Consider the following 22503-nt stretch of genomic DNA (forward strand, 5'->3'; position numbering starts at 1 on the left):
CGTTCGGCAATGCCGTACACCCTCGTTAGGATGCGGCCATGCCCGACATGCCCGTCACCACCCATCCGACGGATCGACAGATCGGCCTGCTCGCCACCGCCTTGAAGGGACGGCTCAGCGAACTGAGCGAGCACGCCGCCGAGCGGATCCTCGCTCCCTCCGGCACCGTCGCCTACCGTCGACTGGTCCCCATGGAGGAGCTGCGCGGCTCCTGTCGCGCCCATCTGACCTTCACCCTGGGCTCGCTGACGGGTCGTCACGGCGTCACACCGGCCACGGCCACGGCGCTGCGCAGGGCCGGTCAGGGCGTTCCGCTGCCCGCCGTGATCGCCGCCTACCACGCGGGCGGACGGTTGCTGCTGGAGGAGCTGACCGCCGAGGCGCGCAACGCGGGCCACCTCGGCCTGGAGGCGCTGCCCGACGGCGCGGCCCGCCTGCTCGGGCTGATCGAGAGCGGTGCACACGAGATCACCACCGCCTACCGGCACGCGACACGGGCCGGCGCGGACCAGGCGGGCTCCCCCGCTCTCGCCGAACTCTTCGACGGCACCGCCCGCACCACGGAGGACCTCTGGCGGGCGGCGGACGCCCTCCGCCTGCCCTACGACGGACTGTTCGTCGTGCTGGTCGCCGACCCGCCGCCCGGGCCGGCGCCCGAACTCGGCAACCGGCTCGCCGCCCACGGCATCGCCTCCGCCTGGAGCCACACCGCCGGTCTGCTGGCCGGCCTGGTCTCGGTCCGCGACCAGCGCACACTGGAGCGGCTGCTGACCGTGCTCGCGCGGCAGGCCACCCTGCGGTACGGGGTGAGCCCGGCCTTCGCGAGCCTCGCCGACTGCGCCACGGGCCTACGGCTGGCCCGGCTCGCCCTGGCCGCGGCCGATCCGGCCGGCCCACGGGTCGTCCGTTTCGACGACGGCCCGCTGGCCGGGCTCGTGGCGCATTCCCCGGACGTCGCCGCCCGGATGGCCCGCTCCGTTCTCGGTGCGCTGCTCGATCTCCCCGCCGAGCAACGCACCATGCTGATCGGCACACTCACCGCGTGGTACGCGGCCTCCGGCTCCACGGAGGAGGCCGCACAGGCCCTGTACTGCCATCCCAACACCGTCCGCCAGCGCTTACGCCGGATCCACGCACTCACCGGACGCACCGTCACCGACCCCGTCGGCACCGCCGAGTTGTACGCCGCGCTCCAGTCCCTTCGGACCCTGCCGCCCTCGGCTCTACGCTGACCGGCCCGACCTCGCCGTCCACAGCGACAGGCCGGCAGGCGAACCGGACCCCCGCGCTCCCGAGGAGCTAAGGCCGGCGCAGGTACGCCACGGCGAACGGCGCGTCCGCCCGCAGGCCGGCCGGGCCGTAGCACCAGACATCCACGCTGACCCGGGGCGGCGCGGCGTAGTCACCGATGTTGCCGAGGTGGCAGGAAGACCCGTCGGCGCCGGTCGGTACGACCTGGACGCTGCCGCCGTACTTGCCGACGGTGTCCCAGGTCAGCCGGTAGTTGCCGATGCCGAGACGGAGAAGTGCCGGTGTCTGGCCGGTGGACGCCCAGGAGTGGGCCCGGTCCACCACGGGGTTCACCGGATCACCGGTGACCTGCGCGTACGCCGCCGGAACGGCACCCACACCATGCAGCCCCGCGCGCGCCGCGTACGACAGGATCCACGGCGTGTCCACGGGCTGCGGCGTCGCCGAGGAGGACACCGCGAAGCAGGCGATGCCGATCTCCAGGGTGTCACCGACCGGCGTACGCGCGTACGGGTTGCAGCGCGCCGGGGGGCCCGAGCCGAACTGGTTGATCTGCAGATACCCGTCGTCGGCCGCGAAGGACGCCCCGGTGAGCACGGCCCGGTAGCGGCCCACGCCGTCGCGCAGCACCCGGTTGACGCGTCCGGCCGAGTTGAAGGTGCCGTCGTTGGCGATCGTCGGGGCGCTCACGCCGCCGCCCGGCACGTCGTAGCGCAGCGTGGCGTACGGGTCGGCGCCGGTGGCGGGTGCCGCGTAGAAGACGGTGAACCACCAGTCGGCGGGGGCGCCGGTGCGGTCGACGCAGCCGACACCGACCAACTCGTCGGCGCCGTCGGCCCGGTAACCGCGCACAGCACAGCCGCGCCCGGAGTTGTCGGTGCGGTACGGGGTGACGTGCGCGACGCCGCCGTTGCCGCCGACGCCGGGCAGGCGCAGCTCGTACTCACCGGTGGCCAGGTGGGTGACCGTGGCCGCCCACCCCTGGCCCGCCGCGGTGCTCCACTGGAAGGCGTTGTTCAGCGCGGTGGGCACGCCGATCGGTGCCTCGGTCTCGGTCGCCCGGTTCATGTAGGCGTATGCCCAGCGCGGCGCGGACGGGGCCGGGCCGGCTGCCGCGACCATGGCGTCCAGCAGCTCCGCTCTGGCCGCCTCGGCCTCCTCGGGTGAGGGTTCCGAGATCTCTTCGCCCGGGACACCGGAGCCGGATCCCCCGTCCGCACCCGAGATGTGGATCTTCACATTGCTCCAGTCGTCGGCTCCGGCCAGCCCGTCGGCGTAGCGGCGCAGGGCCCCGAAGTCGGTACCGCGCGGGACGCCCACTGTGTCCGTGGCCACCGCTTGCGAGTCGCAGTCGGCGTCCAGGCCGGCGTAGATCGCTTCCCCGTGCCGTACGTCGCCGGTGTCCACGACCGTCTCCAGCAGATTCTGCGGGCTTGTCACATCGGGGCGCGAGTCGCGACCCGTGATGCACAGGTGGTCCTCGCCGTTGACGTCGACGGCGACCCGGTCGCTGTCGATGACGCTGTCGAAGTCCCAGTTGACGGGCCTGGAGGCGTCTGCGACGCGCAGGACGCTGTCGTTGTCCCACCAGGCCGCCATGTCGTCCGTCGGGGAACCGACGCCGTCCTGCTCGCTGAGGGCATCACGGAAGAGGGTGGGGAGCCGCAGACGCGAGTAGTCGAGCCTGCTGACCTCGTCCAGTGCCTGCGAGAGTTTCCATGGCGTGGTGGCCCGGCCGAGCGCGGCCACGCGCGCCTGCCACTCGCCGAAGTCCGGGATGCCCACGTCCCCGTAGCGGTAGTTCATCACCGAGAGGTAGTGGGGCTTGTAGTTGACCCTGTCGGTGCCGCCGTGGTGGAGGCCCAGGGCGTGTCCCAGCTCGTGGACGAACGCGGCGCTCTGCAAGCGGACCGGGAAGGTTTCGGACCCGAGCGAGATGATGAAGTCCTCCTGGCGCGGTCCGACGCAGCACACGCCTCCGCTCAGTCCCTGGTTCTGCCGGTCGCCCCAGAGGCTGTAGTGGAACACTCCGCGACGCTGGGGCGCGAAGTGGTCCGCGCGATATCGGTCGAAGGGCGTCACGCCGTCGGCGTCTTGGACGTTGAGCGGTGCCGTGCGGGTGTCGGTGGGGATGGCTTCGTCCACGTGGACGAGGAGTTGGACGCCCGAGGGCGAGCGGGTGGTCGTGTACGGGCACACGGGCGCCGAGGGGATCGGCGCCGCGTCGAACATGTCGCGGGCCTCTGTCACCATCCCGGGGTCGGGCTGGTGCGAGAAGGTGGCGTCGCGCAGCCAGTCCACCTCCACGGCGATGGTCTTGCGGCAGGGGTCGGCGCCGTTGGCCGGGAGCCAGTCGTCGACGCCGTCCACGTGCGGGATCCCGGAGCGCTCGACCCGGTCGGGGATGCCGTCGTCGTCCACGTCCCCGTCGAGCGTGTTCCAGGTCTGCTGCGCGTTCTTCAGGAAGCGGTGCATGCCTCCGTTGCCGTCCGGGTCGGGTACGGAGTGGTTGTAGAGGACGACGTGGGTGTCGCGTTCCTCGATGCGCAGTCCCGCGAGGTTCCAGTTGTCGGCCATCCAGTCGTCGGCCTGGTTGTCGTGGATGAACGTGAAGCCCTCGACGACGCGTTCCTGCGGGATGCAGGGGCGGGCCACGAGGTTCCAGGTGTAGGTGGCGTACCGCTCGTCGCCGGTGCCGCCTCGGTGGAAGGGCAGCAGCGGTTCCGCGTCGGTGACGCCGTCGCCGTCGTGGTCCTCGAACAGCAGTTGCTGTCCGGCGAGTTGGACGAACTCGCTCGAGTCGTCACGGATCCCGTCGTGGCCGGTGGAGACCGTGACGGCGAGGCGGCAGATCTCGCCCTCTCCCGCGCGGGCGGTGGTGCTCTGCAGCGGCAGCAGGGCCAGGATCAGGACGAGGAGGGTGAAGAGGGTGGGTCCGGGGCGTCGGGGTCTACGCGGTGCGGACATCGGAACCTCCGGGAAGAGGACGCGCACAGGGCAACTCAGCGTAGAGGCAGGGTGGTTGATCCGGTGACTCGATGTCAGGATCCGACTGCGGGTGGTAGCTTCTGGCTGCCGGTCCGTCCGAGTCATGAGGAAGCGCCATGCCCGAGATCGTGCGGATGCCCGTCGAGGGCGGGGAGCCGATTCTGCTGGAGGTCGACCGCCGTACCGACCGCGTCGGTCGCGGCCAGGACCAGATCGACACGGCGGGCGAGAGCCTGCAGCGCAGCCTCGGGCGTGTGCAGGAGATCGCCGGGCATGTCTTCGACCGGCTGTCCTCCCTGCCGCGCACACCGGACCGCATCCGGGTGGAGTTCGGGGTCAAACTGACCGCGGACGCGAACGTCATCCTGACCCGCACCGGCGGTGAGGCCCACTTCGTCATCGAGATGGAGTGGGAGAACGGGCAGGCGGGCGGCGATGCCGGCGCCTGACTTCTCCGAGGCCGTCGCGCGGGTCTGGGGCGCCGGGCCGGAGCCGGTCGGCTCTGCCTTCCTGGTGGGCCCGCGCACGCTGCTGACCTGCGCGCACGTGCTGGCCCACGCCCGCGGGGGCCGCTCCCGGCGCGCGTCGCGGCGGCCTCTCGTCCCCCAACCGGGCTGGGAGGTCGAGGTCGACTTCCCGCAGCACGACACGGGGCCGCACGGTCCACGGCGGCTGCGGGCGGAAGCCGTGGCGGTGCGGCCGGCGGACGGCCTGCACGGTGACATCTGCGTCCTGGAACTCCTCGACGACGAACCGCAGGCGCTCGGCAGGCTCGTCCTGCACCCTCTCAACGACCTCCAGGGGCGCGGATTTCGCACCTTCGGCTACCCGGCCGACTTCGAGGACGGCGCCTCCGCCCACGGCCGGCTGCGCGGACTCGTGGGCGAGGCATGGCTGGAGGCCGTCCCGGCCGTCACCGACGAGATCGCGCCGGGATTCAGCGGAGCCCCCGTGTGGGCGGACCATCTCAGCGGCGTCGTCGGGATGGTGGTCGCCCGGCACGGCTCCGGGCGGGCCTACGCCGTCCCCGTGCGCAGCCTCCTGGACGCGTACCCGCCGCTGTGGGACATGGCCATGCCACCGTCGCCGTACCGTGGCCTGGAGCCGTTCGAGCAGAAGGACGCGCTGGTCTTCGCCGGCCGTGACACCCTGGCCGCGCAGGTGGCGGACCTCGCCCGAGAGCACCCGGTGACGGTCGTGCACGGGCCGTCCGGTGTGGGCAAGACGTCCCTCGTCCGCGCCGGTGTGCTGCCCCGGCTCGCGGCGGGCGGTGCCGCCACCACAGCGGTCCGGCTGCACCCACGGATCGAGCTCGCCGCCGAGATCGCCGCCGCGCTGCACGTTGCCGGGGAACCGGCCCCGGCCGCGGTACGTGCGCAGCTCGCCCGCCTGCTCGACGAGCCCGACCCGGCCGCCCTGCCGGCTCTGCTGCGGTCCGCGGGAGCCGACCGGCTGGTGGTGGTCCTCGACCAGCTCGACGAGGTGCTCGCGGCCGACCCCGAAGCCGCCGGCGCCCTCGACGCCTACGTCGCCCGGCTCGCCCGCCCGCCTGACGGCGTCCCGCCGCCGGTCCGCGTGCTGGTGACCGTACGCGACACCTTCCGGCACGCGGCCCACGAGGCCACGCCGGCCATCTACGCGGCCTGGGACACGTGCGGATGGGCCGTCAACCCGCCGACCTCCGCCGAGCTGCGGGAGATGATCACCAAGCCGCTGCGTACGGTGCGCTGCGACATCGACCCGGAGCTCGTCGGGCAGATCATCGACGACACCCGGGCCGGCGCCTCGGCTCTGCCGCTCGTGCAGGAGACCCTCTCGGCGCTGTACCAACGCCAGCGGGCGGGACGGCTCACCGTTGCCGCGTACCGCGAGATCGGCGGCGTCACCGGCGCCATGAAGCAGCGGGCCGACGACGTCGTACGGCGGCTGGAGTCACTGGAGCACGACCCGGGAAGTGTGCTGGCCCAGCTCGTCAGGCCCGACGACACCACGGGCGGGCCCGCCCGTGGACGGCCGCCGCAGGACGTGCGCCGGGTGGCCCTGCGGGAGGACCTGAGCGACGAACAGTGGCAGACGGCACAGGAGTTGGCCACCGCACGCCTGGTCGTCACCTCAAGCGGCGGCACGACCTCCGGCCCGGCCACCGCCGAACTGGCCCACCAGGTCCTCATCGACGCGTGGCCGCAGCTGCGCGAGTGGGTCGCGGCCACGCGCGACTTCCGGGTGCGGCAGGAGAGTCTGCGCGTCGCTCTGTACCGATGGCGGGCGGCCGAGCCGGGCCGCGACCGCCGGCACGCCCTGCTGGGCGGCACCGAACTGCGACGGGCGTCACGATGGCTCAAACAGCACCGAGATGCCGTACGACCCCACGAGCGGGACTTCGTCCTCCAGTCCCGGCGCCGGCGCGCCGCCAGGGCGCGCAGGCTGGCCGCGGCGGTCGTCACGGTGGTCACCGTCCTGGCGGTCATCGCCGCTCAGCTGATCCAGCAGAGCAACCGCAAGGCCGAACAGAGCGCGATCGCGGCGGCCGGCAGCGACCTCGTGACCCAGGCACAGCAGGCGGAGAACCCACAGCTCGCCCTGCGCCTCGGCATCGCGGGGCTCCGACTGCGACCGGACTCCGTCTCCCGGGCCGGCCTCGTCTCCACCCTCACCACCACCCACTACGAGGCCGCGCTGCCCGGCAACCCCGCGCAGGTGTCGGCGGTGGCGTACGCCCCGGACGGACGCCTGCTGGCGGCCGGCGCCTCGGACGGCTCGCTCAGCCTGTGGGACGTGGCACGGCCGCGAGCCGCCCGACGGCTGGCCGTGGCGGGCGGCTGCGCCGACGGGACGTACGTCGACGCGGTCGCCTTCAGCCCCGACGGACGCACCGTCGCAGCGCTCGCCCACCTGAATGTGACCTGCCTGTGGGACGTCCACGACCCGGGACGTCCGCGCCTGCTGCACCGGTTCGGCACGAACGCGCAGGACCTCGCCTTCAGCCCGGACGGCGCCACCCTCGCCCTCGGCGACGGCAAGTCGGTGGCTCTGTGGGACGTACGCCGTCCCGCGCGCCCGGTGCGCCTGTCCGTCTCCTCGGGCCACCTCGACGTCGTGTACCAGCTCGCCTTCAGCGCCGACGGCAGGATCCTCGCGAGCGCCCGGGACGGCGTGATCCTCTGGGACCCGAGAGATCCCCGGCACCCCGAGCGCCTGGCCACGATCCGTAAGCCGCTCTATCTCGACGGCCTGGCGATCCACCCCCAAGGGCGGCTCGTGGTCGCGGCCCAGTACGGCGGAAACCTCATCGCCTGGGACCTCAGCGATCCCCACCGGCCCAGGGTCGCGGCGCGGTGGGCGGGGCACAACACCTCCATCGACGGCATGGACTTCTCCCCCGACGGGACGCTGCTCGCCACCGCCGGCGACGACGGTTCCGCCGTCCTGTGGGACATGAGCGACCCCGGCCGTCCCCGCAAGCAGGCGACACTGAACGCCGGTTCACCCCTGCGCGCCGTCGCCTTCAGCCCCGACGGTGACCATGTCGCCACCGCCGCGGGTTCCGGAGTGACCACACTGTGGCGGGTGCACGCGGCCACCGAAGCCGCGGCTCTGTCCACCCTCAAGGCCGGCATGGTGGCCCTGCCCCGGAGCGGTGGGGTCATGGCGGTCGCGGGCAGACCGAGCGGGCTGTACGACGTGAGCGACCCGGCCAGTCCCAGGAGGCTCGCCACCCTGGACCCGGGCGGCACCTTCGCGCTCGCGTTCAGCCGGGACGGGCGCACGGTGGCCACCGTCCCTGCGGGCGCACCGGTGACCCTGTGGGACGTGAGCGACCCGGTCCGGCCGCGGACCGTCGGTACCGCCGCCGGCCCCATGGCCGGCCGGGGGTCCGTCCAGCACCTCGCGTTCCGGCCGGACGGGAAGCTGCTCGCCGTCGTCGCCTCGATCGACGACGGGCTCGGCGCGCGCGTGGACCTGTGGAACACCTCCGACCGCCGGCATCCCGTCCTCCTGGGCACCATCGACGACGACGCCGGCGACCGCATCCGGTCGGCGGAGTTCAGCCCCGACGGCCGGCTCCTCGCGGTGGGGGGCCTGTACGACGCCGCCGCGGTCTGGGACGTCAGCGACCCCGCCAGGCCGGTCCGGCGTGCCGCCCTCGACCCGGATCCCTCGGCCCCGCCGTCGAACGTCGGCCCGCCACCGTCCACCACCGTGGCGTACAGCCCCACCGGCGGACTTGTCGCGAGCGGCGAGAACAGCGGAGACATCCTCCTGTGGGACGTCACCGACCCGGGACGGCCGACTGTCGCGCATCGGCTCATCGGTCAGTCGAGCGAGATCCGTTCGGTCGGCTTCAGCCCCGACGGACGGCTCCTGGCCTCCGGCAGCTTCGACCGGACGCTGGCGATCTGGGACATCACCGACATCGAGCATCCTCGGCGTGTCTTCCTCCAGCGCAACGACGACACCTATCCCACCCAGGTCGCCTTCTCCCCGGACGGGGCCGCGCTCATCGCGGGCGACGAGTGGACGACCGTGACCGTCCACGACGTCAGTGGCCTGCACGACGCGGTCACCGACCCCCTCGGCCTCGCCTGCGCCCTCTCCGGCGAACTCGTCCCGCAGGTCTGGCCGCGCTTCGTACCGGACGTGCCGTTCCGCCATACGTGCCCGCAGTAGAGCGCGGGCAGCGCGTCACAACCGCCTCTCGCCGACCCCCCGTGGGCAAGCCGCGCGTGACGAGCTGACCGTCACACTGTGGCCGCAGGCGGAGTCCACCGTCGAGTGCGGGGCACCGCGTCGGAGACGCCGTAGTCCTTCTTCAGCTGTTCGGGGATGGCGTAGTGCATGACGCGGCCGCGAGTGAGGGAGGACAGCTCGAGGACGGCGGTGAGCTGGCCGAGGCGGTCCAGGGCCCAGGCGCCGAGAGGGGAACGGTCCTCGATGGCTTCCAGGACGCCGAGGAGGTGGGGAACGGCCTTGACGACGGTGTCCCACGGGGTCCGGGGCACCTGGAGCCAGTCGCCGCACGTGTCGCCGACGAGGTGGCGGATGAGGGCGGACACGATCGGGTCGAAGAAGGTGCCGGGCACGACCTCCTCGTAGAGATCGATCAGTTGCCGGGTCAGGTGCGCTCCCTCCGCGGAAGGCCCCATGTGCCGGATCATGTACAGGTCGAGGAACTGGCGTGCCGCGTCCAGGGACTTGGGGACGGCGTCCTGGTCGACGCCGAGCATGGCGCCGACGACGCGCCAGGCGTAGTAGTAGGCCTCCGCGCCTTCCTGCGACATGTGGATGCCGAGGCGGTGCAGGCTGTCCAGGACGAGCAGCGAGAAGAACATCTGCCCGCCGATCATGTCCTCCTGACAGATCGGCGTCCCGTACACATCGGTGTTCCACCGGTTCTCACGCCGGAGGTGGTGGCGGATCGAGGCGTGCAGCAGGCGGACTTTCTGGGCCGCGGGGATGAAGCGGCTGCCGGCCTCGAAGGCACCTGGCTGCATCAGGTAGACGGTGAACTGGCCGGTCTCCGCCATCCGTTTGGAGGGGTACTTCAGCCCATGGGTGGCCGACAGCAGCTTCGCCACATGGGGGACGACGTAGCAGGCGGGCATGGAGGCGAAGGACAGCGCGGTGGAGATGTGCACGTTGTTGTCGATGAAGAACAACCGCGCCTTCTCCATCTCCCCCCAGTCGACCCAGGCCGGCGGGACACTCGTGGCCTGGAGGTACTCCCGCGCGACGTCGGGCAGCCCGTCCGGCAAGGGCGCGCCGACGGTGGAGACGTAGCGCATCAGGGTGTTGAACTTGCCGACCTCGCCGCGTTCGAACAGGGTGGCAACGGTGGCGTCGGCGAGTTCGTCACCGGAGTGGCGCAGGGTGTCCATCGATGCCTCGGTGTAGGTCATGGAAGGGCTCCTGGGAAGCGTCTTGGTGTGGCGGTCAGGACGGGCGGACCGTCGCCGAATGCGCCAGCGAGGTCAGAGCAGCGGCGGCATGCGCGGGTACATCCAGCTCGTGCAGGGCGTCGATGGCTTCCTCGACCCGCGCGGTGATCATGTCCTCGACGCGGTCAGGGGTCTTGAGCCGGCGCATGACGTCGCGCACCGCGTGCGCAGCGGTTTCCTCCGAGTCGCGTCGTCCCAGCAGGGCGCGGAGCTGTCTGCGGTCGTCCTCACCGGCGATGCGCCAGGTCTCCGCCAGCAGGGCCGTGGGCCGGTGTCCGCGTACGTCGTCGGCGTTCGCCTTTCCGGTGCGGTGCGGGTCCCCGAACAGGCCGAGCAGGTCGTCCCGCAGCTGGAAGGCTTCGCCGAGCGGCAGCCCGTAGGCGGAGTAGCCCTCGCGCAGCCGCTCACCGGCGCCGGCGAGGGCGCCGCCGATCAGCAGGGGCTGCTCTACGGTGTACTTGGCGGTCTTGTACCGGATCACCTTCAGCGACGCCGCGGTGTCCGGCTCGGATCCGGTGTGCAGGATCTCCAGGCACTCGCCCGCGATCAGCTCGCGCGCCAGCACCGCCCACAAGGGGCGGCCTCGGGCCAGGTACGCGGCGGGCAGGCCGCTGGTGGTGAAGAGCTGGCCGGCCAGCGACATCAGCAGGTCGCCCACCAGCATCGCCAGGGACCTGGCTGCGGCGACGGCATGCGGACTACCGGGTACGGCACCGCGCAGAGCGATGTGTGCGGTGGGTCGGCCGTGCCGCAGGGGGCTGTCGTCGATCAGATCGTCGTGCACGATCGCGGCGGCATGCACCAGCTCCATGGAGGCCACCGCCCGTACCAGCGCATCGCTGTCCGGCTGGTCCGCCGCGCGCCAGCCCCAGTAACAAAAGGCCGCTCGCAGCCGTTTGCCGTCTCTGGCCGCTGCCAGAAGCTGCTCGGCCACCGGGTCCAGCTCCGGGTCGATCGCCGCGAACTGTTCGGCCTCTTCGGCGACGAAGCGGTGCAGCACCTCGTCGACGCGGTGTTTGAACGCGGCCGGCTCCCACCGGTCAGACGTCATCGGCAGCCCGCCGAGCCATCGCATGCCGGGCGAGAACCTCCAGATGCGCCGGAGGCACGGCCGCGTACCTGTCCAGCACCAGACGCCCGCGCGCCATCAGGTCGTCCTCGGCCGCTGCCGCCAGGTCCGCCGTGTCCGAGCGGCGCAGCAGCCCCCGCACCGTCCCCAAGACCGTACCCACCGAACTCACCGCCACATCGGCCAGCCCGGCCACCAGCAGGACCGCCCGCTCCTCCGGGCCCCCACGTCGGCCCGCTTCTCCCGTCATGACACTCCCCACCCCAGCCCGACCCGGCCGGTTGCACGCCGTCTGCACCAGCATCCCGGCAGGCCGGACGCCGAAGGGCCGGTATTCACGATCGGGTGATCACCTCGCCTGGCCGTACGGATCGGGCCGGCACCGGGTACTCCACCGCGCTGCTGTGTGCACGCCTGGGCGAGGAGCAGGTCCAGCGCTCAGGAGTCGTTCGAGCCCTGAGATGATCCGCATGCGCGTCAGGTGTCACGGGACAAGCCTCAGGGGACGGGTGCGAATGAAGAAGTGGGTCATCTTGCTGGGCGGCGCAGTCGTCGTCGGAATCGCCGCGGCCGTGTGGTGGAACTGGTTCCGGGCGCCCTACGCCCTGGCCGACTCGCCCACGGTCGACGTGACGGTGCGCGCGCAGAAGTCCCCGTATCCCGACGTCCAGGAGACGGCCGAGGACGTCGACACCCTCGTACGGGTCTACGTGCAGCGGCTCAAGAACGGCGACGCGAAGGGAGTCGCCGAACTCGCCGGGCCCGACTACACCGAGCCCGGACCGACCGCGGCCGAGTTCGTGCGCGAGTACGGCGAGGCCGCGGACGGACACGTCGACGTCACCGTGCTGGAAAGCGCCGTCGACTACTTCAACCCCATCACGGTCACGTACGCGGAGACCGGTCAGCGACAGAAACTGCTGCTGGTCAGGGATGACGGACACTGGTGGATCGGCCTCGGCGACGGCGACCCGGCGGCTGGCGCGTGACGACAGCCGCGAGAGGTTCCCGGCAGTAGAGCCGGTTCGCGAGCACTGCGCACGTCGATGGGCACGGCATGCCCTTGGGGAGGCGGTTCGCGCCCCGCAGCCCGTAAGTGCAGCGGCTTGCGTCCGGCGTCACGCGGCGCCGGCCATGGCGGCGAGGCCTTCTCCCACCGTGGGGTAGCGCGGGGTCCAGCCCAGGTCGGCCTTGGCCTTGGCGTTGGAGACGCGCATGCTGACCTGGGTCATGCGGTGTGCGTAGGACATGGGGCGCAGCATCCACGTGGGCAGGGTCATCGGCCTGGGGGTTTCGAAGGTCCGGGCGACGGCCCGGACGTAGGCGCCGAAGCCCAGGGGTTCGTCGTCGACGATGTTGTACGCCGCCCCCGGGGTGCCGCCCTCGACCGCGAGGGCGACCGCCGAGGCCGCGTCGGCGAGGTGGATCCAGGGCAGGACGCGGCCGTGGTCGTTGACGGCCGGGATCTTGCGGCCGCGCAGCATGTCGACGAAGGCGTCGGTGCCGCCCTGCCCGTCGAAGCCGGGCCCGTAGAAGAGGCCGAAGCGCAGGGTGATGCCCTCGATGCCCTCGGTGTGCAGCATGAGGTTCTCCTTGACGCGCATGCCGGCCAGGTGGGGTTCCACGGCCCTGTCGCCGGGTGCGGCGAACTTGTCGTCCTCGGTGAGGACGCGGTCGCCGAAGTCCTGATAGCCGTAGCCGATGGCGATGGACTCGCAGATGACGCGGCGGGCACCGACCACGCGGGCCGCCGCCATGAGGTTGCGGGTGCCGGCGGTCCGCAGGTCGTCGGTGGCGTACATGTCCTTGTGCTTCATAGGGGGTTTGCGCAACGCCGTGGCGGCGTGGACGACGGTGTCGAAATGCCGGCCGTCGACCGCGCGCAGCAGTTGATCGCGGTCCATGAGGTCGGCGGTCACGTCCGCGGAGCCGCTGCGGCCGAGTCCGACGACGGTGTATCCGGATGCGGCGAGGGCCTGCGCGATGTGGCGCCCGAAGATCCCGCTCGCTCCAGCCAGCAGCACGTTCTTGGTGTCGGTCATGCCCATAGGACACGCGTGGACCCCGGAATGTGACAGCGTCAAATGTGGTGTACATCACAGCAGGAGCAGCCAAGACGGTCAGGGCTACCGCGCCCAGGCCGATGACGGCCAGGCGCAAGACGTGCACGCATGCCCGTCCCTCAGCCGCGCAGAGCGGAGGCGAAGATGCCGGGCAGCTTCCTGATCGAGGACGCAGCGCTCGTCACTCTGGGCTCCGGCCCCTACGCCCGCACATCCCGGCCCGTGATCGAAGCCTGTCTCGATGCCAGGGTCCCCTACCTCGACATCAACGACGACGTCGACAGCACACGAGCCGCCCTCGATCACCACGCCCGAGCCAAGAAGGCGGGCATCGCGCTCTACATCGGCTGTGGCGCCTCGCCCGGCGCGACCAACGTGTTCGTGCGGGACGCCGCTCGCGACCTCGACACGGTCGGGAACATCGACGTGTGCTGGGCGGTCGGCGATGAACGGCCCGGCATCGACCGGGCCCCTGCGGAATCCCGCGATGGGACGGTTCCACCGCCCCAACGACCGTGAACCGCGGGAAAGGGTCATCCTCCGAGCGAGGCCGATCTGCCGGCTGAGGCGTCAGCCGATCTGTTCGGCCAGGGCGACGATGATGCCGGAGGGTCCGCGGAGGTAGCACAGGCGGTAGACGTCCTCGTACTGTGCCACCTCGCCGAGCAGTTGGGCGCCGTGAGCACGCAGGCGCGCGATGGTGTCGTCGATGTCGTCGACGGCGAACATGACACGGTGCAGGCCCAGAGTGTTGGGCACGGGCGGGTTGAGCGATCCGCCGCCGACCGCCGCGGGCGCGTGGTACTGGGCGAGCTCCAGCTTTCCGTGGCCGTCCGGGGTCCGCAGCATCGCGATGTCGCTGCGGACGCCCTCAAGACCGACGGCCTGGTCCGCGAAGAGGCCCTCGATCGGCGCCCTGCCTTCGACCTCCATGCCCAGTTCGGTGAAGAAGGCGACGGCGGCCTCCAGGTCCTCGACGACGATGCCGACGTTGTCCATCCGCTGAAGCGTCATGCTGGTACTCCTTTGCGTTGCGTGGCCCTTCAAGGCCACCGGTATACCGAGGACGGAGCCGAGAACTCGTTCTCGACACCACCACTCTCCTATGGGGTCGTCGGGCCTCCGATCAGGTGGCAGGGACGGCGAAGCCGGTGTGTCTGGGTACCTCCGTCCGGATCCCGCCTACGTTCGTAGGGGATCAAGGGAGGCTGCGATGGCCGATCACCCGAACATCGGGGTGTTTCACCGGGCTCTGGAGGCGTTCTCGGCCGGCGACATGGAGGCGCTGGCGGAGGTGTTCCACCCGGACGTGGTGTGGCATCTCGGCGGCCACGGTCCGCTGGCGGGTGACTATCAGGGCCGCGAGGCCGCGTTCGCCATGTTCCAACGGGAGTTCGAGCTGACAGGGGGCACCTATCGCCCCCGTCTCCACGATGTGCTGGCCAACGACAAACACACGGTTGCCCTGCTCCACGTCACGGCCTCACGCGAGGGCAAAGAGCTCGACATGGACCAGGCGATCATCTTCCACATCCAGGACGGCCGGATCACCGAAGCCTGGGTGCTGTGGTCCGACCAGAAGGCGTACGACGCGTTCTGGTCCTAGCGACGACGCCGTTTGCCGCGTGCAGGACCGCCCTCGGCACGGTGGCGGTACCGCGTTCGTGGAATCCGCCACCCGCGCCAGGCGTCATGGCCCCGGCCAAGTTCCCCCGGCCCGCCCGGCGACGGCACCTCCTGCCGCGGTCACTTCACCGGCACGTACGAGCACCGCACCCTCGCGAACGTCGGACACAACCTGCCGCAGAGGCGCCCACCGTCTTCGCGCAGGCGGTCGTCGATGCCGGCCATCTCCGAGCCCCGCGGCCGACATCGACCCTGCATCACCGCTTTGACAGGTGACGAATAGAGGTGACAGATTCATCACCCGTCAGGGGGGTGACGCAGCCGGTGCGGTCGATCCGCGTCCCGCCTCGAAGTGCGGTGCGGGGCGCGGCTGCACGAGTGGGGTACTTCAGGCGGCCGGGACCCTGTCCTGCACGACGGCGTCCCCCCTGACCGTCGTACCCCCGGACTTGCGGCCGTTGCCGAGGAAGACCGCGAGGAGGATGCCGACGCCGAGGGTGGGGGCGATCCAGAGGTAGCCGGTGGCCGTGGCGTGGGCGAAGGTGACCACGGCGCTGGCGGCGCCGAGGTCGGCGGCGGGCACGCTGTTCTGGACGGTGGTCAGCACGACCATGGGGCACCATCCCGATGCCCCCTCCGGTGATCAGGAAGTAGACGCTCAGGACGAGGGTGTCGGTGGCGGCGCCGATGGTGCCCGGCAGGAGCAGCCCGGCGAGGTTGGCGGCCAGACCCGCGAGCAGGATGCGGCCTACCGGGCGCGGAAGAGGAGCTCAGCGGTTCCTGTCCGGTCGTTCTGACCGCCTGTTAGCGTGCACGCATGGAAGATCTTGGACACGTGGCTTGGCCGCCGCCTGAGCCGATCAGGACCGAGAGGCTCGTGCTCCGTGAGCCGGAGGCCCGGGACCGTGCGGCGTTCATCGAGCTGCTCGCCTCGCAGAAGGTGCACGCCTACCTCGGCGGCCCCCGGTCACGTGACGAGCTTGAGCGCGAGCTGCCCGCGGCGCCCGAGCGGTGGCCCGGGAGCTTCGTCGTCGATCTCGACGGGGCGATGATCGGCCAGATCCTGCTCAGGAGAGCAACGGGGCACCGTCGCCCGGCTGCCGCGGGGAAGGCCGATCTCGGCTACCTTTTCCTACCGCGAGCGTGGGGACGCGGGTACGCCACCGAGGCGTGCGCGGCGGCACTCGGCTGGTTCGACTGCACGCTTCCCGGCGAGCCGGTCGTGCTCACCACCCAGACCGCCAACGTCGGCTCGATGCGCCTCGCGGCGAAGCTGGGGTTCACCGAGGTGGAGCGGTTCGAGGCGTGGGGCGCCGAGCAGTGGCTCGGCATGCGGTCCCCGGCCACGCCGTCCCGTTGAGCGGCCGGAGTCCACCTGCGCGGCTCGATCATGTGCATGAAGCTCCTGACTTCAGGGCGTGAGGCCCGACAGGAGCCTGCGTGGTTCCCCGCTGTCCTCGCTGTGGGATGTCGGAGTGAGTCCGCCGTCGGCGCGCCTTCGCCGCCGCTCTATGACGTGCCGGGTGTCGTCTGACGGACCTTGGCGGGTTCGGGCCAACTGGCTCCCACCACCGGGCAGATGGCGGCGTCGCGTCAGTCAGCCGTCTTCAGCCACCTGGTCACCACGATCGGAGTCGCTCGGGGCGAGCCGCACACAGCATTCCCCGGGCTCGGGGGCCAGGACGGCCTGCACCCCGTTGACCTCAAGGCCACCCAGGCAGCCGGAGAGGAAGGCCTGGTTCATGCCGCACACGAGGTCGGGGGCCTTGGCCGCCAGCGGGTGGAAGGGGCAGTTGCGGAGCCGGAGCTGGGTGGGGGTTTCCCGGAAGGGTTCGTAGCCGTACTCGTCCAGCAGGCGCTCGCATGCGGTCAGCCCGCGCTCGGGGCCCAGGCGGCCCGGGCGGGTCCTGTCACGGGCACTACGGCCCATCTGCCGGCCGCGCTGTTCTGCCGTGCGCATGGCTGCCTGGGCGGCGCTTTCGTCGGCGCCCTCGGTCAGGACGGCGTCCAGGAGGAGGTCCGCCAGGAGTTCGTGGCGCCGGTCGGGGATGTTCACGGTGATCTGGGCGTCGGTGGGCTCGTACACCTTGGGCCGCCTGCCGACCTTGCGGATCCCGCCCGGGGCTTCGTAGCGGGCGCGCAGGAGGCCGGCGTCGACGAGCTTGTCGAGATGGAACGCGGCGAGCTTGCTGGATATCCCGACACTCGCGGCAGCCTCGTCGCGGGTGACGGCGCGGCCGGCACGGCGGATGAAGAGGAACATGCGCCGTCGCGAGTCCTCGCTCAGGACGCTGACGGAGTCGATGGCGCGGTCGGCCGCTTCGGCCCGCGAGGAAGGATCAGAAGCCACACCCCCACAGTAACCCCCATGAGCGTGGGCACAAACGTTCTTTCGAGCCGATCAACTGGGCATCTTGACGCCACCCCGCAATAGAACCAACAATTGTTGGTGAAACTACTGGGAGGTTGCGATGGCTGATCAGCGACAGATGCAGGCCAAGCGTCCGGTCAGCGCCTTGCTCGCCGGCCCGTACGGCCACCCGTTCCACCCGATCCTGGTCACCGTTCCGATCGGCGCCTGGGTGACCAGCCTGGTGTTCGACATCGCCTCGCACGTCGTCGACCGGCCGGGCTTCCTGACCCAGTCCTCGGAGTGGCTGATCGCGGCCGGTGTGATCGGTGCCGTGCTTGCGGCCATGATCGGATTCCTCGACATGTTCGCGATCCCCACGGCCACCCCGGCCTTCCGCACCGCACTGGTCCACATGACGCTGAACCTGCTGGTGACGGCCGCCTACGCCGTCAACTTCCTATGGCGGCACGCCGACTACACCAACGGCGCGAGCGTGGGCGTCGGCAAGCTCGCGCTGTCCGCGATCAGCGTGGCGGTGCTGGGCGTCTCGGGGTTCCTGGGCGGCAAACTCGCCTACCGCTACGGCGTCCGCGTCGCCGACGAGAACACCCAGGCCGAGGGATACACGAACGGCGACAGCCCGAGGAATACCCGCTCGTCAGTGTGACCAGGCCCTCGGCAGCCCTCCCCACGACGGCAGCAGGGCTCTTCCGGCGCCATCACCACCGTTCCCCTATGGAGATACCCATGGACATCGCCGCACTGATCACCTGGGTGGTCACCGCTCTCGGCGGCTTCTACATGCTCGGCACCTGGATCCAACGCGGCGGAATCCGCCAACAGCAGTCGGGCACCAGCCGCCTGCCCGCCCCCGCCCTCTTCGGCCACTTCGCCCTGGCAGCCGTCGGACTGGTGGTCTGGATCATCTACGTCGTCGCCGACAAGAGCGCCCTGGCCTGGACCGCGTTCGCTCTGCTGCTGCCGGTCGCCCTGCTGGGATTCGTGATGCTGGCCCGCTGGATCCCCGTCTACCGCGACCGCGACCGCGGCACGGCCGAGGCGGCCGTCGCCGCAGACCCCGGAGCCGAAGCGACCGTCCCCGCCGAACGGCACTTCCCCGTAGCGGTGGTGGTGGCACACGGTCTGCTCGCGGTGGTCACCCTGCTCCTGGTCCTTCTGACCGCCCTGGGCGTCGGAGGCAGCTGACATGACCGAGCGTCCCCACCGTGCGACGGCCCGAATAGGCGCGCAGGACGAGGAGGAGAACGTGTCCGCACGGCCGGCCCTGCGGGTCGTCCATGAGCCAGAGGCGATCGACCTGGCCGCGGCGGAATCCGCGGCCGGGCAGTTTCTGACCGCCCTCGGCATCTCCACCGCCTCCGAAAGCCTGCGCGGCACGCCTGGCCGGATGGCCCGCGCGTATGCCGAGCTGTTCAGCCCGCGCGCCTTCGACCTGACCACTTTCCCCAACGACGAGGGCTACGACGAACTCGTCCTGGCCCGCCGCATCCCCGTCCGGTCCGTGTGCGAGCACCATCTGCTGCCGTTCGTCGGCACCGCCCACGTCGGCTACCTGCCCGGCGCCCGCATTCTCGGCCTGTCCAAGCTCGCCCGTGTCGTCGAGCACTTCGCCTGCCGTCCCCAGGTCCAAGAACGCCTGACCAAGCAGGTCGCCGACTGGCTGCAGACTCACCTGGAACCCAAGGGCGTCGGGGTGGTCATCGAGGCCGAACACTCCTGCATGACCCTGCGCGGCGTCCAGGCCACCGGCTCCAGCACCATGACCTCCACCCTGCTCGGGCTGCTGCGCTCCGACGCCCGCTCCCGCAGCGAGTTCCTCGCCCTGACCGGCGTGACCTCCTGACCCAATGGTGTTGCGGCCCATGCCTCGCCCTGGCTTTCACTTCCATCCTTGGTACGGGCCTGAGCGCGGCACCCGCCGAGGACAGGGATGACACGCCCCGACCGGGGTAAACGGCATCCTGCCCAAGCCGTACCGGCTGTGCGTCGGTCTTCCTCAGGAGGCAGCAGTGCCAGGCATGTTGGATCGGATCAAGCAGTTCAGCAGGAGTCCGCAGGGACGGCGTGCCATCGAGCAGGTGCGTCGAGCCTCCTCGGACCCGCGCCGCAGGGCGCAGGCGCAGCGATTGCTCGGCAAGTTGCGAGGCCGGCGCTGACGCCTTGCCACCCCGGTGTCCTCACGGGCCGAGTCCGGCCCGCGCCCGCCCCCGCGACGGCTCTGCCGGGGGCGGGCCGTGTTCGGCGAGCCCGTTGTCAGTGGTGTGAACCAGAATGCAGCGCAGCACGATCAACACCGGGCCCGTACGGGGTAAGCGGTGTCCATTCCTCCGTCAGGAAAGGCCAGGCCGATGGCGCTTGCTCAGCACCAGCCCCCGTCGCCCGTCGCGGCACGCACCCCTCGCTCCGTTCGTCCGAGACGTGCCGTCACCCCGCTCGCCGACCCCGCGGCCGAGGTGCTGCGCATCGTGTCCGACTCCCGGACCCCCGTCTTCGGCACGGCGCTGGCGGGCGGGCGCCTGCGATACGGCTACTGGCGTCCGAACGGCCCCGCAGCCGGAACGGGTGGCTACTACGTCGCCCTTCCCACGGCCGTGTGCGAGGAACTGCTCTCGACCGGCCACATCACCCTGGGCGCCCCCGTGTCCGACCCGGGCAAGACCACCTACCGCGTCAGCCCCGCACAGGACCTGAGGCGGACAGAGGCCGCGGGGCACGCAGGGCGCTGGGCCGCGTGAGGAGCACATCGGGAGTTCCGCCGGTGGCGTGAGAGCTGCCGGAGTCACCTGCGGCAGCTACTCGCCGCCGGTCTGCCGGCATCGGTCGCCTCACGCACCCTCCCCCGCTACCGGTGCCTCTGTACGGAGAACTCGTTGCCGTCAGGGTCGAGCATCATCACCCGGCTGCCGTCGCCCTCGCCGGTCTCGGTGCGCGTCGCGCCGAGCGCGATGAGGCGCTCCACCTCCGCCTCCCAGTCGGCGCCGGTGGGAACCACCAGCTCGAAGTAGAGCCTGTTCGTGCCTGTCTTGGGCGCCACCGGGGGACCGCCCCAGGTGATCTTCGTACCGCCGTTCGGCGATTGGATCGCGGTCTCCTGGTCCTGGTCCCAGACCAGCGGCCACCGCAGCGCCTCGCTCCAGAAGTAGCCGACCGCCTGGGTACCGTCGCAGGCCAGTGCTCCGATGAAGCCCGTGTCGGCGAGGAACTTGTTGCCCGCCTGGATGACGCAGAACTCGTTGCCGTCCGGATCGGCGAGCACCACATGCCCCTCCTCAGGGAGCTGGCCCACGTCGATGTGCTTCCCGCCGAGCTTCAGCGCCCTGGCCACCGTCTCCTGCTGCTGCTCCGGGGAGGCGCTCGTCAGGTCGAAGTGTGCCCGGTTCTGACCGGTCTTCGGCTCCTGGCTCGGCAGGAAACGGATGCGGAACCCGTCGGTATCAGGAGGCAGGACCGCGATGTCGCCGTCCGGACCGTCGGCCAACTCCCCGCCCAGGAGCTCGGACCAAAAACGTGCCAGGTCCGCGGGCCGGGTCGCATTGAAGCAGATCGCGAACAGTTGACTGGTCATACCCCGGTACATCTCCGATCCGCTGACGCTCGAGAGAGCGCACGTCGCCCTCCCGCGAGCGCAGCCTAGGGTGGCCGCGCGGGCACCCGCATCCGAGTTTCCGTCGCGGGGCGGCAGTTCGCGAGGGTATGGGCGCCGCAGACGCTCCGGAGGATCGTCACAGAGTCCGGCGGGCGGCATGCGGACGCGGACGCGCTCACCGACCGGCCCGGGTCCGAGGGCCGCCGAGCCGCGTGACCTGGGCACACGGGTGGCCAACGGCCGTACGGCAGGCCTCAGTTGAGCAACCCTAGCCCTCCGGCGCATGTTCCACTGGAAAATGCCAGAACCTCCACCCCTCGCACACACGGAGCGTAGCGTCTTCCTCACTCAGCCGGACCACAGGTGGGAGGGGCGCCGGCATGCCCGGAATCGACGAATGTCTGCTGGAGGCCATGCGGCTGCCCGGAGCCAGGGGGGCCGCGCTGGTCGACTGGACGAGCGGGCTGGCGCTGGGCCAGGTCGGGGAGTTCCCCGGCGGTGACCCGGAGGCGGCCGCCACCGAGGCCGCCGAGGTGGCCCGACTGGCCGCCGAGCAGCGGACGTTCACGCCCGCGGACGGCACGGAGGCCGACCCGCCGGTCGAGGATCTCATCATCAGCAACCACGACAGCTTCCATCTGCTGCGGTTCCTGCGGACGTCGTTCGACAGCAGCGTGTTCCTGCACGTGTGGCTCGGCCGCGCGGACGGCAACCTCGCTCTCGCCCGCATCCGGCTGGACGAGATGGCCGGGCGGCTGGTGCTGGGATGACCGTGGTGGAGACGACACCGCCCCGGCTGCCGATGCGCGAGACGGCGGCCCGGCGGACGGGCGGCCTCTCGCCGATGCTGAGCCGCCTGTCCCACGAGCGGGCCACCGGCGCGCTGGAACGTGAGCACGGCACCCTGTACCTCGCCGACGGGCAGGTGGTGCACGCCGACAGCCCCCTGGCCCCCGGCCTCGACGCCCTGCTCCCGGCGCACGGCACCCTCTCCGCCGAGGCCTGGCGGGACGCCTCGGCCCAGGCCGACGACCGGCGCGGCGCCGCCCGGCTGCTGCTCGACACCGGCCTGATCGCCCGGGGCGCGCTGGAGCTGTGCCACACCGGCGTGCTGTTCGACGCCGGGTACTTCGCGCTCGCCCCGAGCCGTACGCCGGGCCGCTTCCGCTACGGCGACCGGCATCCGCTCGGGGTTCTGCGGCCGGTGACCGTGGCGGCGCTGGAGCGGGAGACCCTGCGCCGCCGCGCGCTGCTGCACCGGCTGTGGCCGGACGACCGGCCCGACAGCATGCGGCTGCTGCGTGGCACCGGGGCGGACACCGACGCTGCGCAGCCGGCCTCTCGGCGGGCCGTGCTGGAGCTGGTGGACGGAGTGCGTACCGCGCCCGAGATCGCCCACGCGCTGGGGCGGCACACCTTCCACACGCTGGTCGCCGTACGCCGGCTGGTCGCGGCCGGTCTGGTGGTGGCAGGCGCCCCGCCCCCGCGGCCCGACCCCCCGGCGGGCCCGGCCCCGCCCCCTGCGACCGACCCCGACATCACCCTGCTGAAGAGGCTCAGGGATGCGCTGGAGGCCCTTTGAACGGCAACGACCGCGCAACGAGAGGAGC

The 22503-nt window shown here is 71.4% G+C and carries 22 protein-coding genes and 1 pseudogene; 14 read left to right on the top strand and 9 right to left on the bottom strand.

The features are described 5' to 3' along the window. The first annotated feature begins 38 nt into the window (after positions 1–38). Entirely contained in the window at positions 39–1232 is a 1194-nt protein-coding gene (locus tag ACIQ6Y_RS20280; RefSeq protein ID WP_404040630.1) for a PucR family transcriptional regulator, read from the top strand. A gap of 67 nt (positions 1233–1299) precedes the next feature. Here the strand turns inward: ACIQ6Y_RS20280 and ACIQ6Y_RS20285 are convergent, their stop codons facing one another. Continuing rightward, on the bottom strand, positions 1300–4218 hold the full coding sequence (locus tag ACIQ6Y_RS20285) for a hypothetical protein (protein ID WP_404040632.1): 2919 nt from the start codon (positions 4216–4218) through the stop codon (positions 1300–1302). 137 nt (positions 4219–4355) lie between these two features. On the opposite strand from ACIQ6Y_RS20285, the gene ACIQ6Y_RS20290 reads away from it, so the two are divergent. Continuing rightward, complete coding sequence (locus ACIQ6Y_RS20290; protein WP_404040635.1) at positions 4356–4688, top strand: CU044_2847 family protein; 333 nt, start codon at positions 4356–4358, stop codon at positions 4686–4688. After that, positions 4675–8907, top strand: a complete 4233-nt coding sequence (locus ACIQ6Y_RS20295; protein WP_404040638.1) for an AAA family ATPase — start codon at positions 4675–4677, stop codon at positions 8905–8907. Before ACIQ6Y_RS20290 ends, ACIQ6Y_RS20295 begins: the two co-directional genes overlap by 14 nt. Positions 8908–8978: 71 nt before the next feature. Here the strand turns inward: ACIQ6Y_RS20295 and ACIQ6Y_RS20300 are convergent, their stop codons facing one another. Genes ACIQ6Y_RS20300 through ACIQ6Y_RS20310 form a run of 3 tightly spaced genes read right to left on the bottom strand, consistent with a single transcriptional unit; the run spans position 8979 to position 11494 of the window. Continuing rightward, entirely contained in the window at positions 8979–10136 is a 1158-nt protein-coding gene (locus tag ACIQ6Y_RS20300) for an oxygenase MpaB family protein (protein WP_404040641.1), read from the bottom strand. A gap of 34 nt (positions 10137–10170) precedes the next feature. Further along, positions 10171–11226: a polyprenyl synthetase family protein gene (locus ACIQ6Y_RS20305; RefSeq protein WP_404040643.1), complete on the bottom strand. Its 1056-nt coding sequence runs from the start codon at positions 11224–11226 to the stop codon at positions 10171–10173. Continuing rightward, positions 11216–11494 carry a polyprenyl synthetase gene (locus ACIQ6Y_RS20310; RefSeq protein ID WP_404040646.1) on the bottom strand — a complete coding sequence of 93 codons (279 nt, stop codon included), beginning with the start codon at positions 11492–11494 and terminating at the stop codon, positions 11216–11218. The genes ACIQ6Y_RS20305 and ACIQ6Y_RS20310 overlap by 11 nt, the downstream gene beginning before the upstream one ends. Positions 11495–11759: 265 nt before the next feature. Here ACIQ6Y_RS20310 and ACIQ6Y_RS20315 point away from each other — a divergent pair, with 265 nt between their 5' ends. Beyond that, positions 11760–12233, top strand: coding sequence for a hypothetical protein (locus ACIQ6Y_RS20315; protein ID WP_404040649.1), 474 nt, complete (start codon positions 11760–11762; stop codon positions 12231–12233). A gap of 129 nt (positions 12234–12362) precedes the next feature. On the opposite strand, the gene ACIQ6Y_RS20320 is transcribed toward ACIQ6Y_RS20315, so the two are convergent. Beyond that, entirely contained in the window at positions 12363–13286 is a 924-nt protein-coding gene (locus ACIQ6Y_RS20320; RefSeq protein WP_404040652.1) for an NAD-dependent epimerase/dehydratase family protein, read from the bottom strand. Positions 13287–13451: 165 nt separating this feature from the next. On the opposite strand from ACIQ6Y_RS20320, the gene ACIQ6Y_RS20325 reads away from it, so the two are divergent. Next, on the top strand, positions 13452–13826 hold the full coding sequence (locus tag ACIQ6Y_RS20325; protein WP_404040655.1) for a hypothetical protein: 375 nt from the start codon (positions 13452–13454) through the stop codon (positions 13824–13826). A gap of 51 nt (positions 13827–13877) precedes the next feature. On the opposite strand, the gene ACIQ6Y_RS20330 is transcribed toward ACIQ6Y_RS20325, so the two are convergent. After that, positions 13878–14321, bottom strand: coding sequence for a VOC family protein (locus ACIQ6Y_RS20330; RefSeq protein WP_404040658.1), 444 nt, complete (start codon positions 14319–14321; stop codon positions 13878–13880). 199 nt (positions 14322–14520) lie between these two features. Between ACIQ6Y_RS20330 and ACIQ6Y_RS20335 the strand changes: the two genes are divergently transcribed. After that, the gene (locus ACIQ6Y_RS20335) at positions 14521–14913 is read left to right on the top strand and encodes a nuclear transport factor 2 family protein (RefSeq protein ID WP_404040661.1); all 393 of its coding nucleotides are present in this window, start codon (positions 14521–14523) and stop codon (positions 14911–14913) included. Between the two features lie 111 nt (positions 14914–15024). Beyond that, a pseudogene (locus ACIQ6Y_RS20340) lies at positions 15025–15209 on the top strand (alpha/beta hydrolase); the annotation flags it as partial. A gap of 112 nt (positions 15210–15321) precedes the next feature. On the opposite strand, the gene ACIQ6Y_RS20345 reads toward ACIQ6Y_RS20340, so the two are convergent. Then, positions 15322–15546, bottom strand: coding sequence for a hypothetical protein (locus ACIQ6Y_RS20345; protein WP_404040664.1), 225 nt, complete (start codon positions 15544–15546; stop codon positions 15322–15324). Positions 15547–15750: 204 nt separating this feature from the next. Here ACIQ6Y_RS20345 and ACIQ6Y_RS20350 point away from each other — a divergent pair, with 204 nt between their 5' ends. Further along, positions 15751–16293 (top strand): GNAT family N-acetyltransferase, encoded by a 543-nt coding sequence (locus ACIQ6Y_RS20350; protein WP_404040667.1) that lies wholly within the window; start codon positions 15751–15753, stop codon positions 16291–16293. Positions 16294–16530: 237 nt separating this feature from the next. On the opposite strand, the gene ACIQ6Y_RS20355 is transcribed toward ACIQ6Y_RS20350, so the two are convergent. Continuing rightward, the gene (locus ACIQ6Y_RS20355; RefSeq protein WP_404040670.1) at positions 16531–17283 is read right to left on the bottom strand and encodes a helix-turn-helix transcriptional regulator; all 753 of its coding nucleotides are present in this window, start codon (positions 17281–17283) and stop codon (positions 16531–16533) included. 121 nt (positions 17284–17404) lie between these two features. Between ACIQ6Y_RS20355 and ACIQ6Y_RS20360 the strand changes: the two genes are divergently transcribed. The 4 genes from ACIQ6Y_RS20360 (at position 17405) to ACIQ6Y_RS20375 (ending at position 20042) form a co-directional block, all read left to right on the top strand. Then, the gene (locus ACIQ6Y_RS20360; RefSeq protein WP_404040673.1) at positions 17405–17953 is read left to right on the top strand and encodes a DUF2231 domain-containing protein; all 549 of its coding nucleotides are present in this window, start codon (positions 17405–17407) and stop codon (positions 17951–17953) included. 68 nt (positions 17954–18021) lie between these two features. Then, on the top strand, positions 18022–18492 hold the full coding sequence (locus ACIQ6Y_RS20365) for a hypothetical protein (protein ID WP_404040676.1): 471 nt from the start codon (positions 18022–18024) through the stop codon (positions 18490–18492). Position 18493: 1 nt separating this feature from the next. Then, positions 18494–19150 carry a GTP cyclohydrolase I FolE gene (gene folE / locus ACIQ6Y_RS20370; protein ID WP_404040679.1) on the top strand — a complete coding sequence of 219 codons (657 nt, stop codon included), beginning with the start codon at positions 18494–18496 and terminating at the stop codon, positions 19148–19150. 505 nt (positions 19151–19655) lie between these two features. Beyond that, on the top strand, positions 19656–20042 hold the full coding sequence (locus ACIQ6Y_RS20375) for a hypothetical protein (RefSeq protein ID WP_404040682.1): 387 nt from the start codon (positions 19656–19658) through the stop codon (positions 20040–20042). Between the two features lie 107 nt (positions 20043–20149). On the opposite strand, the gene ACIQ6Y_RS20380 is transcribed toward ACIQ6Y_RS20375, so the two are convergent. Beyond that, positions 20150–20872 carry a VOC family protein gene (locus ACIQ6Y_RS20380; protein ID WP_404040685.1) on the bottom strand — a complete coding sequence of 241 codons (723 nt, stop codon included), beginning with the start codon at positions 20870–20872 and terminating at the stop codon, positions 20150–20152. Positions 20873–21273: 401 nt separating this feature from the next. On the opposite strand from ACIQ6Y_RS20380, the gene ACIQ6Y_RS20385 reads away from it, so the two are divergent. Both ACIQ6Y_RS20385 and ACIQ6Y_RS20390 read left to right on the top strand, forming a co-directional pair. Continuing rightward, positions 21274–21663: a hypothetical protein gene (locus ACIQ6Y_RS20385; protein WP_404040687.1), complete on the top strand. Its 390-nt coding sequence runs from the start codon at positions 21274–21276 to the stop codon at positions 21661–21663. Next, a complete protein-coding gene (locus tag ACIQ6Y_RS20390; RefSeq protein ID WP_404040689.1) occupies positions 21660–22475 on the top strand; it encodes a transcriptional regulator in 816 nt (271 codons plus the stop codon). The genes ACIQ6Y_RS20385 and ACIQ6Y_RS20390 overlap by 4 nt, the downstream gene beginning before the upstream one ends. The last annotated feature ends 28 nt before the right edge of the window (positions 22476–22503 follow it).

Source organism: Streptomyces sp. NPDC096205, assembly GCF_044763135.1.
Classification (GTDB): domain Bacteria; phylum Actinomycetota; class Actinomycetes; order Streptomycetales; family Streptomycetaceae; genus Streptomyces.

Coding starts and splice junctions, on each gene's coding strand:
- ACIQ6Y_RS20280 (WP_404040630.1), top strand. CDS start 39: ATGCCCGACATGCCCGTCACCACCCATCCGACGGATCGACAGATCGGC.
- ACIQ6Y_RS20285 (WP_404040632.1), bottom strand. CDS start 4,218: ATGTCCGCACCGCGTAGACCCCGACGCCCCGGACCCACCCTCTTCACC.
- ACIQ6Y_RS20290 (WP_404040635.1), top strand. CDS start 4,356: ATGCCCGAGATCGTGCGGATGCCCGTCGAGGGCGGGGAGCCGATTCTG.
- ACIQ6Y_RS20295 (WP_404040638.1), top strand. CDS start 4,675: ATGCCGGCGCCTGACTTCTCCGAGGCCGTCGCGCGGGTCTGGGGCGCC.
- ACIQ6Y_RS20300 (WP_404040641.1), bottom strand. CDS start 10,136: ATGACCTACACCGAGGCATCGATGGACACCCTGCGCCACTCCGGTGAC.
- ACIQ6Y_RS20305 (WP_404040643.1), bottom strand. CDS start 11,226: ATGACGTCTGACCGGTGGGAGCCGGCCGCGTTCAAACACCGCGTCGAC.
- ACIQ6Y_RS20310 (WP_404040646.1), bottom strand. CDS start 11,494: ATGACGGGAGAAGCGGGCCGACGTGGGGGCCCGGAGGAGCGGGCGGTC.
- ACIQ6Y_RS20315 (WP_404040649.1), top strand. CDS start 11,760: ATGAAGAAGTGGGTCATCTTGCTGGGCGGCGCAGTCGTCGTCGGAATC.
- ACIQ6Y_RS20320 (WP_404040652.1), bottom strand. CDS start 13,286: ATGACCGACACCAAGAACGTGCTGCTGGCTGGAGCGAGCGGGATCTTC.
- ACIQ6Y_RS20325 (WP_404040655.1), top strand. CDS start 13,452: ATGCCGGGCAGCTTCCTGATCGAGGACGCAGCGCTCGTCACTCTGGGC.
- ACIQ6Y_RS20330 (WP_404040658.1), bottom strand. CDS start 14,321: ATGACGCTTCAGCGGATGGACAACGTCGGCATCGTCGTCGAGGACCTG.
- ACIQ6Y_RS20335 (WP_404040661.1), top strand. CDS start 14,521: ATGGCCGATCACCCGAACATCGGGGTGTTTCACCGGGCTCTGGAGGCG.
- ACIQ6Y_RS20345 (WP_404040664.1), bottom strand. CDS start 15,546: ATGGTCGTGCTGACCACCGTCCAGAACAGCGTGCCCGCCGCCGACCTC.
- ACIQ6Y_RS20350 (WP_404040667.1), top strand. CDS start 15,751: ATGGAAGATCTTGGACACGTGGCTTGGCCGCCGCCTGAGCCGATCAGG.
- ACIQ6Y_RS20360 (WP_404040673.1), top strand. CDS start 17,405: ATGGCTGATCAGCGACAGATGCAGGCCAAGCGTCCGGTCAGCGCCTTG.
- ACIQ6Y_RS20365 (WP_404040676.1), top strand. CDS start 18,022: ATGGAGATACCCATGGACATCGCCGCACTGATCACCTGGGTGGTCACC.
- folE (WP_404040679.1), top strand. CDS start 18,494: ATGACCGAGCGTCCCCACCGTGCGACGGCCCGAATAGGCGCGCAGGAC.
- ACIQ6Y_RS20375 (WP_404040682.1), top strand. CDS start 19,656: ATGGCGCTTGCTCAGCACCAGCCCCCGTCGCCCGTCGCGGCACGCACC.
- ACIQ6Y_RS20380 (WP_404040685.1), bottom strand. CDS start 20,872: ATGACCAGTCAACTGTTCGCGATCTGCTTCAATGCGACCCGGCCCGCG.
- ACIQ6Y_RS20385 (WP_404040687.1), top strand. CDS start 21,274: ATGCCCGGAATCGACGAATGTCTGCTGGAGGCCATGCGGCTGCCCGGA.
- ACIQ6Y_RS20390 (WP_404040689.1), top strand. CDS start 21,660: ATGACCGTGGTGGAGACGACACCGCCCCGGCTGCCGATGCGCGAGACG.